17 protein-coding genes are annotated in these 13348 nt (G+C 39.8%); 9 read left to right on the plus strand and 8 right to left on the minus strand.

The window, feature by feature from the left end; all coding sequences use genetic code 11:
* The first annotated feature begins 54 nt into the window (after positions 1 to 54).
* Positions 55 to 1584 carry a multicopper oxidase family protein gene (locus LCD32_RS02920; RefSeq protein ID WP_048002245.1) on the plus strand — a complete coding sequence of 510 codons (1530 nt, stop codon included), beginning with the start codon at positions 55 to 57 and terminating at the stop codon, positions 1582 to 1584.
* 268 nt (positions 1585 to 1852) lie between these two features.
* A complete protein-coding gene (locus LCD32_RS02925) occupies positions 1853 to 2227 on the plus strand; it encodes a carboxymuconolactone decarboxylase family protein (RefSeq protein ID WP_007496965.1) in 375 nt (124 codons plus the stop codon).
* A 218-nt stretch (positions 2228 to 2445) separates the two neighbouring features.
* Here the strand turns inward: LCD32_RS02925 and LCD32_RS02930 are convergent, their stop codons facing one another.
* Together LCD32_RS02930 and LCD32_RS02935 are read right to left on the minus strand one after the other, a co-directional pair.
* Positions 2446 to 3495 carry a TolB family protein gene (locus LCD32_RS02930; RefSeq protein ID WP_224562741.1) on the minus strand — a complete coding sequence of 350 codons (1050 nt, stop codon included), beginning with the start codon at positions 3493 to 3495 and terminating at the stop codon, positions 2446 to 2448.
* 73 nt (positions 3496 to 3568) lie between these two features.
* Complete coding sequence (locus tag LCD32_RS02935; protein ID WP_003213878.1) at positions 3569 to 3937, minus strand: RlpA-like double-psi beta-barrel domain-containing protein; 369 nt, start codon at positions 3935 to 3937, stop codon at positions 3569 to 3571.
* A gap of 210 nt (positions 3938 to 4147) precedes the next feature.
* On the opposite strand from LCD32_RS02935, the gene LCD32_RS02940 reads away from it, so the two are divergent.
* From LCD32_RS02940 to LCD32_RS02950, 3 genes are all read left to right on the plus strand, one after another.
* Positions 4148 to 4822, plus strand: coding sequence for a hypothetical protein (locus LCD32_RS02940; RefSeq protein WP_048002244.1), 675 nt, complete (start codon positions 4148 to 4150; stop codon positions 4820 to 4822).
* Between the two features lie 124 nt (positions 4823 to 4946).
* Positions 4947 to 5414 carry a hypothetical protein gene (locus LCD32_RS02945; RefSeq protein WP_017366718.1) on the plus strand — a complete coding sequence of 156 codons (468 nt, stop codon included), beginning with the start codon at positions 4947 to 4949 and terminating at the stop codon, positions 5412 to 5414.
* A gap of 138 nt (positions 5415 to 5552) precedes the next feature.
* Positions 5553 to 5903 carry a DUF4064 domain-containing protein gene (locus LCD32_RS02950; RefSeq protein ID WP_017366717.1) on the plus strand — a complete coding sequence of 117 codons (351 nt, stop codon included), beginning with the start codon at positions 5553 to 5555 and terminating at the stop codon, positions 5901 to 5903.
* A 45-nt stretch (positions 5904 to 5948) separates the two neighbouring features.
* Here LCD32_RS02950 and LCD32_RS02955 read toward each other — a convergent pair whose 3' ends face one another.
* On the minus strand, positions 5949 to 6374 hold the full coding sequence (locus tag LCD32_RS02955) for a hypothetical protein (protein ID WP_178896465.1): 426 nt from the start codon (positions 6372 to 6374) through the stop codon (positions 5949 to 5951).
* 205 nt (positions 6375 to 6579) lie between these two features.
* On the opposite strand from LCD32_RS02955, the gene LCD32_RS02960 reads away from it, so the two are divergent.
* Entirely contained in the window at positions 6580 to 7458 is an 879-nt protein-coding gene (locus LCD32_RS02960; protein ID WP_060780820.1) for a D-alanyl-D-alanine carboxypeptidase family protein, read from the plus strand.
* A gap of 35 nt (positions 7459 to 7493) precedes the next feature.
* Here the strand turns inward: LCD32_RS02960 and LCD32_RS02965 are convergent, their stop codons facing one another.
* From LCD32_RS02965 to groES, 5 genes are all read right to left on the minus strand, one after another.
* Positions 7494 to 8105, minus strand: coding sequence for an FMN-binding negative transcriptional regulator (locus LCD32_RS02965; protein ID WP_081114873.1), 612 nt, complete (start codon positions 8103 to 8105; stop codon positions 7494 to 7496).
* 20 nt (positions 8106 to 8125) lie between these two features.
* On the minus strand, positions 8126 to 8644 hold the full coding sequence (locus LCD32_RS02970; RefSeq protein WP_045034404.1) for a GNAT family N-acetyltransferase: 519 nt from the start codon (positions 8642 to 8644) through the stop codon (positions 8126 to 8128).
* A 21-nt stretch (positions 8645 to 8665) separates the two neighbouring features.
* Positions 8666 to 9118: a MarR family winged helix-turn-helix transcriptional regulator gene (locus tag LCD32_RS02975; RefSeq protein ID WP_041506695.1), complete on the minus strand. Its 453-nt coding sequence runs from the start codon at positions 9116 to 9118 to the stop codon at positions 8666 to 8668.
* Positions 9119 to 9496: 378 nt separating this feature from the next.
* The gene (gene groL, locus LCD32_RS02980; protein ID WP_007496015.1) at positions 9497 to 11131 is read right to left on the minus strand and encodes a chaperonin GroEL; all 1635 of its coding nucleotides are present in this window, start codon (positions 11129 to 11131) and stop codon (positions 9497 to 9499) included.
* Positions 11132 to 11187: 56 nt separating this feature from the next.
* Entirely contained in the window at positions 11188 to 11472 is a 285-nt protein-coding gene (gene groES / locus LCD32_RS02985) for a co-chaperone GroES (RefSeq protein WP_003214120.1), read from the minus strand.
* A gap of 229 nt (positions 11473 to 11701) precedes the next feature.
* On the opposite strand from groES, the gene LCD32_RS02990 reads away from it, so the two are divergent.
* The 3 genes from LCD32_RS02990 to LCD32_RS03000 are packed head-to-tail and all read left to right on the plus strand — an operon-like array spanning position 11702 to position 13311.
* Positions 11702 to 12436, plus strand: a complete 735-nt coding sequence (locus tag LCD32_RS02990) for a CPBP family intramembrane glutamic endopeptidase (RefSeq protein WP_019743787.1) — start codon at positions 11702 to 11704, stop codon at positions 12434 to 12436.
* A complete protein-coding gene (locus LCD32_RS02995; RefSeq protein ID WP_017366710.1) occupies positions 12433 to 12627 on the plus strand; it encodes a YdiK family protein in 195 nt (64 codons plus the stop codon). Before LCD32_RS02990 ends, LCD32_RS02995 begins: the two co-directional genes overlap by 4 nt.
* 57 nt (positions 12628 to 12684) lie before the next feature.
* Entirely contained in the window at positions 12685 to 13311 is a 627-nt protein-coding gene (locus LCD32_RS03000; RefSeq protein ID WP_224562743.1) for an NUDIX hydrolase, read from the plus strand.
* Positions 13312 to 13348: the final 37 nt, after the last annotated feature.

Genomic DNA, 13348 nt, shown 5'->3' on the forward strand with positions numbered 1-13348 from the left:
TGGATGTCCGCACTTATAATGTATCAAATTGATTTTAAGTGAGGATTAGTCAACATGAACCTAGAAAAGTTTGTTGACGAGCTGCCAATTCCAGAAGTCGCAGAGCCCGTCAAAAAAAACCCAAGACAAACGTATTATGAAATCGCTATGGAGGAGGTGTTCCTAAAAGTTCATAGAGATCTGCCCCCAACCAAGCTATGGACCTATAATGGCAGTTTGCCTGGTCCAACCATTAAAGCGAATCGAAATGAAAAGGTCAAAGTGAAATGGATGAACAAATTGCCGCTGAAACACTTCCTGCCTGTCGATCATACCATTCACGCTGGACACCATGATGAACCCGAAGTCAAAACAGTCGTTCACCTGCATGGGGGCGTGACACCTGCAAGCAGTGACGGTTATCCAGAGGCTTGGTTTTCGCGAGACTTTGAAGCGACCGGCCCCTTCTTTGAACGAGAGGTTTACGAATACCCTAATCACCAGCAAGCATGCACATTGTGGTATCACGATCATGCCATGGCATTAACACGATTAAATGTATACGCCGGATTAGCTGGATTTTATTTGATCTCAGATGCGTTTGAAAAATCACTGGAATTACCTAAAGATGAATATGATATCCCTTTAATGATCATGGACCGGACGTTTCAGGAGGATGGCGCACTGTTTTACCCAAGTAGACCAAATAACACACCAGAAGATAGTGACCTTCCAGATCCCTCTATCGTGCCATTTTTTTGCGGGGAAACGATTTTAGTCAATGGAAAAGTATGGCCGTATTTAGAAGTAGAGCCGCGAAAATATCGTTTTCGTATCTTAAACGCATCCAACACAAGAACTTACGAGCTTCATCTAGACAATGACGCCACAATCTTACAAATTGGATCTGATGGCGGCTTTTTGCCAAGACCTGTTCAGCATCAATCTTTTAGCATTGCACCTGCTGAACGTTTTGATGTCATCATCGACTTCTCAGCTTATGAAAACCAAACGATTGTTTTAAAAAATACGGCAGGTTGCGGTCAGGATGTCAATCCAGAAACAGATGCGAACATTATGCAATTTAAAGTCACTCGTCCGCTCAAAGGAAGAGCAGCTAAAACATTACGTCCGATCTTCAAACCACTGCCACCGCTCCGACCGAGCCGAGCTGATAACGAGCGAACGCTGACGCTTACTGGCACACAAGATAAATATGGGCGCCCGATTTTATTACTAGATAACCAGTTTTGGAATGATCCTGTTACGGAAAATCCTCGACTTGGTAGTGTAGAGGTATGGAACATCGTTAACCCAACAAGGGGCACACACCCTATTCATTTACATCTTGTTCAATTTCGGGTGATTGATAGAAGACCATTCGATACAGACATCTATCAATCGACAGGTGAAATCGTGTACACAGGACCAAATGAAGCGCCTCCTTTGCATGAACAAGGTTACAAGGATACGATTCAGGCGCATGCCGGTGAAGTCATTCGCATCATCGCTCGGTTTGTCCCATATAGCGGACGATATGTGTGGCATTGTCACATTTTAGAACACGAGGATTATGACATGATGCGGCCGATGGATATCATTTAGTAAATATGAAACCTCCTCTCTGTTAATTGCGTAATATGAAAAAGGGCTAACAGCTTCTATATATTAGCCCTCTATTTTCTTTTCAATCTCCATGAGAAAAAACGAACAATGTATCGCATGAATGGCATTTATTTGAACATTCCACACTTAAAAAGTTGACGAAGTAAACCGATAATACTACTATATACCCATTACCTCTATCAAAAGGCACTTAAGAAACCATGCACGAACAAATAGAAAATCGTCATAAAAAACGGAGGAGTTCAATTTGAATGAAGAAAAAGAGACTTGCCAGGTCAAGCAAGAAACAGTGGCAGGTAACAGGGAGAAGCTTTCAATTCATGAAAACGAGAGCATTCGATCAAACATTGAACAACTAACAATTGAACTCGGTGAACAAAAAGAATTCAATCACTTCATATTAGATGAAAAACAGAAGGCCATCAGCACATTATCGGCTCTCATTGCAAAAGGTGATTGTGATGAAGAGTTAAAAGCTCATTTTGTACAAGCATTACATATCGGGCTCTCTGTTATAGAGATTATGGAGATCATTAAGCACTGTACAAAGGTTGCAGGATTCCCTCATTCCATTAATGCCTTGTTTATTTTTCAAAACTTACTAGATGAAAACAATAAATAAATAAGAGAAAACGAGAAGTCTTCTGTCCTCTCGTTTTTTTATTTCCACTTACTTTACTCTCTTACACTGATTCTGTCACAGCAGCAAAATATCAAAATACCACTCATTTCCTTATTTAAAAAGTGCTGTTCATTTCACAAATCCGCATTTTTCACCGACACATCCCATAACAAAATAAAAAAACGTCCAGTTATATAAAATAACTGAACGCGCACCTTTTACCGATTGACAGTGAAATTGTTAACAATCCCGCCCTCTTTCTCCCAAGCGGTTTCTACTGTTTTCTTCTTAATATCATATTCAAAAATGGTTCTGACCTTCGCCTTTCGTCCAGTGTCATCCTTTAATTCCTTTGCGTTCTTTGCAACACCTAAGAAATAAACAGATGTACCATCCGCAGAAAATTGCGGCTGGGCAGCACTTAAAATACGCACATCTTGGCTGTTTTTAACGAGTGTCTTCGCTTTTCCTGTATCTACATCCATCACCTTAATAGATGATACTTCTTTTTCATTTCGAACCTTCACTTCTGTATAAATAAGTTTTTTATGATCTGGTGAAAAAGAAATATCATTGATGGTTTGAGAAATACGTGCAATTCGCTTACCCTTCTCACCTGTTTGAAGGGTAATCTTCATGGTCGTTGGTTCAGGATCCATTCCTTTTTCATTTGCCTCATCCGTCTTTTTATAATCCTCTTTTAACGAATAATGCTGAATGGCCAACAGATTTGATGCTGGATCATAAGCAAAAGAACTCACCGTATCATCATCACTTTTTTCTGGATATAACACTTTCACTTTCTGTGTTTTCAAATCAAAAGACGCTACATAAAATTGCTCACCTGAATCCTTGTTATACCTTAGATATAACTGTTTTCCGTCACCAGAAAGTTTCATACTGTCGATTGAATCGTCACTCGTAAAGAGCGTTTTTTCTTTATCCGTTTTCACATTCAATTCCCGTATACTTACTTTTTGTGTGTCTTCATCTGTATACGTGTAGTATAAAAGCTGTTTTGCCTGATCATAAGCAATTGAAGGATATGCTGTCAGTTTCTCTGTATGAAGCGCCTTGTCATGCAAGTAATAAGTATTGTTTAACTTTTGATCCGTAAATGAAACAAGCAATTCGTCTTTTGCATCTTGATTTGTTTTCACTTTTCCTGCATGTTTTGCCTCTTGCCCCGGCTTCATCATGAAGAAGATGACGGCCGCAATTGCTGCGACTCCAATCACTGTGACGATCCACCATGTTGATTTTTTCATTGATTTTCAGACCCTCTCCACAAGAAAAGAAGCCAGAAAATGAACTTTTCCCGCTTCTTTGCATGCCTATGTATTAATAAGTGTAATGCCCTTTGACGACACCTTTACTTGTTTTATACCCAAGTGCTTTGAATGCTTTCGGACTTACGTCTAATACTGCGTTTGGCATTCTACCTACATCATATTTATATACTGTAATCACTTTATGTGGTTTCGCTTTTGTTGTCACTCTTAGTTTTGTACCTTTTTTCGGTACGTCAAATCCCATTTTTGTTGCTGCATCCCAATGACCGAGTTTTTTTCCATCTGCGCCTTTTTTACCGACACCATTATACCAAGTAATATTGCCGCTTACTTTTTTTGCACTTGCTCCATGTGAGAAACTAAACGCTAAAAATAAACTAGCTACTGTTACGATTGTCGCGATAAGCTTTTTATTCATTAAAAAATCCTCCGTATTTGGTTTCTGACCCTATTATACATGAAGATGCACCCAGTTATTTTACAGTCACATTACAATTCGAATACAAGTTGACCACTTAATGACCGATTTTGTTCATAAATTTCACCAAAAACAGCCAGAACATTGTCAGTAGATCCCTCCCTTTTGTTTTATATAATAGAAATGAATCAAAGATAAGGAGGAATTTTCATGAAAAAGTGGTTCATCGTTTTGAGTGTAAGTTTGACCTTCGTTTTGATGCTTTCAAGTATTCCTGCCTCTGCGGCTGGTCCTCGTCACGGCGCCATCGTGACACAAACGGATGAAGCCAAATGGTCAGGTATCACGGCTGATATTGTGCTGCCAAAAACAGCAACCATTAAAAATGGCTATGCCGACTGGTATCTTGGTCTCGGTTCTGCCGTTGTTGAAAGCGGGATTTCAAAAACAGCTTCTGGCTATAAGGTATTCCTGGGCACCGGCTCCCAAGGCGGCAGTCAATATTGGAACAGTGAATACGATTCAAGTATTAAAGATGGTGCACGTGTCAACTTAAAGCTCATCAACAATGGTGATGGCACAGTGTCACTATACGTCAACGGGAAACTGCGCTATAAGCAGCCTGTTTACAACCCTAGCCGTCTGAAAAACCTTGATGTTGTCAAAATGGTACACGGCGTACAGGATAATGGAACAAACAGCTACTCGCAAGCAAGTTTCTCTAATGTACAGCTTCGTGCAAATACATCTGGAAGTGTCTATAAAAAATGGGACGGCACCGTCAAATCATCTCTTTTACGCAAAAATCTAGAATCTGGTGCTCCGGCTCCAAAATTCACGGTCATTTCTTCTGTTCCACTTAGTACAACCCTTTCAGCACAATAAAACATGAGCACCCAACTTTGGGTGCTTTTGATTGTTCACAGCTTATCAACACTTCTCTTTTAATCAAAACATCAATTCGTGGTAACATAAGCATACATACTTTGAAGAACAAAGGAGAAAGAACGTGAGAAAAAGTCTACTTGTTTTCATGAGTCTTGTTGCAACCTTCTCTATCCTAGCAGCTTGCTCAAATACGGCAAAAGAAGAAAAAACAGAATCTACGGCACTTCCAACGATTAATGAACGCATTCAAAATGAAACGAAAGAGGTCATGGAGCAGTCTAAGCTCGTAAAAGACACAGCGATCACCGTTGATCAAAAGAAAAAAGTCATTTCCTTAAACGTGACGGCTTCATCTGAGACCAATAGTGATTACGCTGAAGTCATTGGTTTGAACTTTGCCAAAACACTAGCTATTGGTGCATCCACTGAAAAGGAAAACAACCTGCATAAACCGGAAAATGACAGCCTCGGCGCCCTCTACTCCTTTTATGACCTAAACATCACCGTGAAACAAGAAAACGGAAAAGTACTGGCAAAAGGAAAGAAAACAACAAATGAAACAAAGATTACCTGGGAGAGAGCCCAGTAATTGGACAAGAAAATTCTTTATGGATTTTCTTGTTTTTTTTAACAAAACTATTAATATTGTGAAAAGAATGCCGATGAGTAAGATTGTGTTGGTTCTTAAGTACCAATAATTCTTATTTACATATCGGAGGAAAGTATCATGAAAAGAACGACAGAATTTGTTTTAGGCTTAATTGGAGGTATTTTGGGATTTTTCGGTGCAATGTTTGCACTTGCTTTTGGAGGACTAGATGCCGCATTTAATGAATCAGGTACGAGTCAATTCACAGGATTAGGCTGGTCAGCGATGCTTTTCTCTATTCTTGCGATTGTGGCATCTGTTATCGTGAAGAAAAAAGCAAAGCTTGGTGGCATTTTATTATTAGTTTCTGCTGTAGGCGGTATTATTTCTATTTTTGTGTTCTTTATCCTTCCAGCTGTATTAATCATCATCGCAGGATGCATGGGTGTGTTTAGAAAAGAGCCTGTCAAAACAGTTCCTGCTGAATAAAGTTGATATAAAAAAGCTTGTAGAGGGTCGCTCTACAAGCTTCTTTTATTGTATATTTTCATTTAAATCTTCTCTTATGATATCAATCAGCGTGTCAATATCCGAGTGAGCTCTAGATGCTAATCGTACCAGCAAATGATCGATATACTCATACAAATGACGATCTTTCAACATATACTTCCCATAATACGGAATGACAAAGAAATAGAGCAAATCAGCTACTTCTAGTGCAACGTCATCACCAAATTCATTCTTTAGCGCCTCCCCAACACATTGGATCAGCCAATTCAAATCTTCTTTCTTTTCAATCGGAACGTACATCAGCTGATGAATACGGTCCGTATCTCCCGTTTGTAAAATCTGCTCCGCTGCTCCCTTTGATAGAGCACCAATCTCTTTAGAAGATATATTAAGAACCGCGAATTCATTCTCTGATCTGTCTTGATCCATTTGCAGCACGTTTTGGTCCATCTCGACTCACTCCCCGTTCTCAGATACTTTTATTATAAGGAATTCAGCTGATTTTTTATGGAAATAGTGGATTTTTTTATGTAATTTTAAACAAAAAAAGAACCAAATGATATGATTCAATCTCAATTGACATAAAAAAACCATTGCACTTTATTTCAATCTATCTCAATATATGTATGTTAGTAGATTGAAAGGGATGAGAGAAATGAAGATGAAACACCCGTGGATCAAAGGAATTATTGTCAGTGTGGTTCTCGTACTTGGGCTTGGAATCTTTCCTGTCCAGCTGCCCTTTTTACACATGACTCATGCGACACCAGTCGCAAAAGCAGCCGCACCGAAATACGTGACAACAGCGAATGTTCATCTTCGCAAGGGACCTGGAACAAAATATTCAGTGATATTGACCATTCCAAAAGGGAAAAGGATTCCTTATCTTAAAAAGAATGGTTCATGGATTCAAACAAAGTATAAAGGAAAGACGGGTTACGTCAGCTCTCAATATATCAAAAAAGCAGGCAAAAGCTCACCAGCTTCATATGCTGCTCCTTCCACTAAAACGCCAGGTACGTATGTAAAAGGGATATTGGTTGTGAATAAGAAACATAGACTCCCATCTTCATACAATCCCGGAGAAAACAAACAAGCGAGAAAAGCAGTAAACGCTATGATCGCGAAAGCAAAAAAAGCAAACATCCGACTCACCGCTTTTAGCACCTTCCGTTCATACGACCGTCAGCGTGTCTTGTACAACAATTACGTCGCCTCTCATGGCAAAAAACAAGCAGATCGATTTAGCGCAAGACCAGGCTATTCCGAACATCAAACCGGCCTTGCTTTTGATATCGGCGGTGCCAATTCAAAACATTGGGCTGAAGATTCTTTTGCCAATACAAAAGAAGCGAAATGGCTGGCCAAACATGCCCATGAATTTGGTTTTATCATCCGTTATCCGAAAGGTAAAGAAAAAGTGACAGGCTATCAATATGAACCATGGCACCTCAGATACCTCGGATCAACCAATGCGAAAAAAGTAAATAAGAGCGGTAAAACCCTTGAAGAATATTTAAACATAAAAGGATAACTACAAAAGCACTCTTTTTCTTCAGAGTGCTTTTTTCATATATTCTCTTCTCTTTTTTTCATCGCAGCCGCCATTTCCACTTCACCCTCTGCTTCCAGCTGTTCAATAATGCGAGCATAATCTCTTTCATGGCGATTTTGACTTAACTTAAAAGCAGCTTGAACTTCATCAATGATGATTTTGAAGCCCACAATCCCTTTCATTTGTTTCTCTAGCAGTTCCTCAGACAACGTATCCCATAACACTGGCTGATCTCTATGACTTTCATATGTCTCCAGCATCGCTGTTAATTCCTTGACCAGTTCTGATTTTTCGAGCAGTGCAGCCTTTCCATATACATGTACAGCTTGATAATTCCACGTCGGTACGGCTTCTTTCTCATACCATGAAGAGGATATGTAGGCATGCGGCCCTTGAAAAATGACGAGCACCTTCTCATTTTCTTCAAACGTTTTCCACTGAGGATTTCCAATCGCCATATGCCCTGAGATCACATACGAATCGCCAATTTGATGAAAACTCACTGGAATATGGGTCGCAATGGGCTTTTCATTCGTTGTCGTCACAACTGTAGCAAATGAATGTGATTGAATAAATGATTTGATTTTCTCCATATCTTTCACTTGAAAGAATGATGGTATATGCATGTTCCCTTCCCCCTTTTTGATCATCTCAATGTTTTGGTCATAATGAAGTCCATTTGCTCCTCGTCTCCCATGTGAAAAGCATGCACTCCTGTTTGAACAAACCCAAGCTTTTGATAAAATGCCATGGCGGCTTTATTATGCTCCCACACCCCAAGCCAAACATCACGTTTATGGTGTTTCTCTGCAATTTCAAAGGCTTGATTCATTAAATATCGACCTAATCCTAGTTTTTGAAAGGACTGTTTGATATAAATGCGTTCAATTTCTAATGTGTCATCACCCATCTCTTCTGACTGTGCATCGTCCATATTGACCTTTAAATAACCAGCAAGGCGCCCATTTACTTGAACCAAATAAAATTGTGAAAAGGGATGTTGTAATTCTTTTAGTAGCTGGTTCGAATGAAAAGCTGTCTTCACATATGCGTCGATATGCTCCGCCTTGTTTTGCTCCTGAAACGTTTCTATAAAAGTATCGATTCCGATTTTTTGCAGCTCTTTTATATGTTGTTCATTACACCGAATGAGCGTGACGGTCATGAAGTAACCCCTCCTTAGTCATTAGTAGCTTCTCTTTTTGCCTTTTTTCACATCTTCCCAATCTTTTTCGATATTCTTTCGCACCCTCAAAAGATACTGATAAATCTGTTTCGCTTCCTCTTCAGAAAACCCATCCAGCGCTACCCGATTTGAATGATCATGTTCTCGTTTGATCATTGGATAGACGGCTTTCCCTTTCTCAGTTGGAAACAATTTCTTGATTTTTTTATTCGCTGAGTCATGTTTCTTCTCAATAAATTCATGCAGCTCTAATTTTTGAATAGCCCGAGCAGCCGTAGTTCGATCCACCTTAATCATTTCCGCTAGTTTTTCCTGAATGATGCCAGGCTCCTCACAAATACGCACAAGATACAAATACTGCCCCTTCGTTAAATCATACTCTTTAAATTCAATATTACTAATGGAATCAAGCGCGCGAGCAATCACGCCGATCTCCCGCAAAATTTCTTTCATATACCTCGACTCCTTTTATTGCATTTACAACAAATAACTAAAGTTAGCATAATTGATTAATGTTGTATTTGCAACAAAAAACCCACTTCTTAATTGAAAGTGGGTTTTCAACTCTTTCTTTATTTATCACGCCTCTTCGATCCAAACAATCCAAACACGACAGCCAGTGCAACAATAATTGCCACCCAAGTCGTAAAGCCCATATGATCACCGCTTTTCTTTTGAAAATCATCTCTTTATGTTAGATAAAACCAAAAAAATCACTGTCTCTTTAGTTAACGGATGTAAAGCGGTGAAAGTTTCAATTCATTTAACGCTCTTAACCAAAAAATAGACAAAACAAAAACCCCTATATTTCAAGGGGTTTTCGAAGGGTGTTTACATCATTCCACCCATGCCGCCCATACCGCCCATATCCGGCATTCCGCCGCCTGAGCCGCCTTCTTCTGGTTTGTCAGCTACGACTGCTTCAGTTGTAAGAAGCATAGCTGCTACAGAAGCTGCGTTTTGAAGTGCAGAGCGAGTGACTTTTGTTGGGTCAACGATTCCTTTTTCAATCATGTTTACCCATTCGTTTGTTGCTGCGTTGAAGCCTACGCCAATTTCTTCGTTTTTCAAGCGCTCAACGATGACTGATCCTTCAAGACCTGCGTTGTGAGCGATTTGACGAATTGGCTCTTCAAGAGAACGTAGAACGATGTTCACACCTGTTTGAACGTCACCATCAGCTTCGATGGAAGCAACTTTATTGTATACATTCACAAGTGCTGTACCACCACCGGATACGATACCTTCTTCAACTGCTGCACGAGTTGAGTTCAGTGCATCCTCAATGCGTAGTTTACGTTCTTTTAGTTCTGTTTCAGTTGCAGCACCAACTTTGATGACAGCAACGCCGCCAGCTAGTTTTGCAAGACGTTCTTGTAATTTTTCTTTATCGAATTCAGAAGTTGTTTCTTCTACTTGCGCACGAATTTGGTTCACGCGTGCTGCGATTTGAGCAGAATCCCCTGATCCTTCTACGATCGTTGTGTTCTCTTTTGTCACAACGACTTTAGACGCACGGCCAAGCTGACCAATTTCAGTTGATTTCAGGTCAAGTCCTAGGTCTTCTGTGATTAATTCTCCGCCAGTTAGAACAGAGATGTCTTCAAGCATTGCTTTACGACGATCACCGAATCCAGGTGCTTTTACAGCCACTGCGTTGAATGTTCCACGAAGTTTGTTCACAACAAGTGTTGCAAGTGCTTCGCCTTCTACATCTTCAGCAATGATCAATAATGGTTTTCCTTGTTGTACGACTTGCTCAAGTACAGGAAGGATTTCTTGAATGTTTGTGATCTTTTTATCAGTGATTAAGATGTAAGGATTTTCAAGAACCGCTTCCATCTTATCAGAATCAGTGACCATGTATGGTGAAGCGTATCCACGGTCAAACTGCATTCCTTCAACCACTTCAAGCTCAGTTGTGAAACCTTTAGATTCTTCAATTGTGATGACGCCGTCGTTTCCTACACGCTCCATCGCTTCAGCAATTAGGCTACCGACTTCTTCATCTGCTGCCGAAATAGACGCAACTTGAGCAATTGATTCTTTACCTTCGATTGGTTTAGAAATCTCATGCAAGCCTTCAAGGGCTACTTTCACTGCTTCTTCGATTCCTTTACGAACGCCAACAGGGTTTGCACCAGCTGTTACGTTTTTAAGACCTTCACGGATCATCGCTTGAGCTAGAACCGTTGCAGTAGTAGTACCGTCACCAGCTACATCGTTTGTTTTGCTTGCAACTTCAGCCACAAGTTTTGCACCCATGTTTTCAAATGCATCTTCTAATTCGATTTCTTTTGCAATCGTTACACCATCATTTGTGATAAGTGGAGAACCGAATTTTTTCTCAAGAACCACGTTACGTCCTTTAGGTCCTAAAGTTACTTTTACAGCATCTGCAAGTGCATCTACACCACGTAACATCGCACGACGTGCTTCTTCACTGAACTTAATATCTTTTGCCATAATAACGAAACCTCCTCAGTCTTTTTAGAAATTTATCTCAATCTTTGTTTATGTGATTAACCAATAACAGCTAAAATGTCGCTTTCACGAAGGATTAAATATTCTTTTCCTTCATATTTCACTTCAGTACCTGCATATTTTGAGAAGATAATGCGGTCGCCTGTGTTTACTTCTAACGCAACGCGCTCACCACTTTCAAGTACACGACCTGAACCTGCTGCAACAATTTTACCTTCTTGCGGTTTTTCTTTTGCAGAATCCGGTAAGACAATACCGCTAGCGGTTTTTTCCTCAGATTCAACGAGTTCAATGATTACGCGATCGCCTAATGGCTTTAACATAAGAAACAACCTCCTCAATTTTTATATGTAGTCTTTTTTAGCACTCATCATCAACGAGTGCTAACACATTTATTATAATAAAGAATGTCTTCTGTAATTTCAAGTAAAAACCTTTAAAAATTTTTACGCTTTCATGATCTTTTTTTATCACCGATTCTTTCCTTTTCAACGAAAAAGAAGACTTGTGTTACAATAAATCTAGTTCTTTTAGTAAAGGGGTTTTCGTTACTTGAAAAAACAATATTGGTACATCATCTTAACGTATATATTGGTGCAATTTTCTGCGTTTCCGTATGTGTTCATCATGAAGTGGTTAGGTTACATTCAGACACCGATGACACAAGCAGAGCTCTCCAAATTGTCAGGAACATGGACAATCATCAGCTTCTGTATTGGACTAATCATTATTCTGCTCATCCTTCGGACTGTGCCAAAAACATCACTTCGAAATGAAGCACCGGCATCAGTCGGCGTGGCAATCGCTTGGATCATTGGCGGTTTCTTTCTTTCCCTCTTTGCACAATCCATTGCGGGGGCGATTGAACAATATGCATTTGGCATTAGCCGAGAATCCGAAAATACTCAAAACATTTTAGCCATTATGGATGCAGTTCCATGGCTTGTAATCGTCATCGCTCTGATTGGACCGATATTAGAAGAAATCATTTTTCGAAAAATCATTTTTGGTGTGGTTTATGAAAAAACGAATTTTTTCATTGGCGCACTTGTCAGTTCAGTTGTTTTTGCTGCTGTACACAATGATTTCCCACATATCTTGCTCTATACCGCAATGGGCTTTACATTTGCCTTTTTATATGCGAAAACAAAACGAATCATTGTTCCAATCGGCGCACACATGCTGATGAACTCGCTCGTCATTCTTGTGCAGATTGAGCCAGTAAGAAAAATGATTGAAGAACAATCTCAAACAATGCAAATGATTATTGGAGGCTTTTTCTCATGAGAAACCCTGTCGTATGGGGCATTATTTATTTTGCCGTAGGTGTGGCGTTCACCTATATGGCCATTCAAAATCCAGGTGACATGTGGTCATTTTACAGCATTTTGCTGATGGTGTTTGCGGCCTATAATATCAATATCGCGTTAAAAATGTTTGCTTTTTCTGTCAAAATGAAAAAACAGCAGCAAAAATAAAGCAAAAACCATTTTCCGCCGTTTGGAAAATGGTTTTTTTATGGAGGTCATGTTTTCATGGAACACGAAAAACTGAACATCATGAACAATCAGCATGAAACGATTGGTACAGCCGCTCGATCTGATATCCATGCTGAGGGCCTTTGGCATGAAACCTTTCATTTCTGGCTTTTAAAAAAGGAAGATGACACAGTGTTTCTCTATTTTCAGCTGAGGAGTCCCTCCAAAAAGGATTTCCCTTCTCTACTTGATATCACAGCAGCAGGCCACCTTCTCGCAGATGAACAGCCTTCTGATGGCATCAGAGAAGTCGAAGAAGAGCTTGGTCTTTCCATCTCGTTTGAGAACCTTACCTTTGCTGGTGTCATTAAAGATGAAATCCATATGCCATCGTTTACCGATCGTGAGTTTTGCCATGTGTATCTTTATATGGATCAAAAAGAGCACATGGATGTCCATCTACAGAAAGAAGAAGTTGCTGGACTTTATAGAGCAAGGTTGATCGATGCACAGCAGCATTTAAATAGAGAATGCGAAAAAATGAACATCGAGGGCTTTGAAGTGGATGCAGACGGCAAGCGACGTGAGGAAAAGAGAGAGGTCCATGTACATGATTTTGTCCCGCATGAACCTGCCTATTATGAGCATCTCTTTCAAGCAATCAATCAATTTCTTTCACAATAGAAAAAGCATCGTGATCCCTATTTGGATCACGATGCTT

The organism is Bacillus sp. RSS_NA_20, from assembly GCF_020165915.1.
Lineage (GTDB): Bacteria > Bacillota > Bacilli > Bacillales > Bacillaceae > Bacillus > Bacillus altitudinis.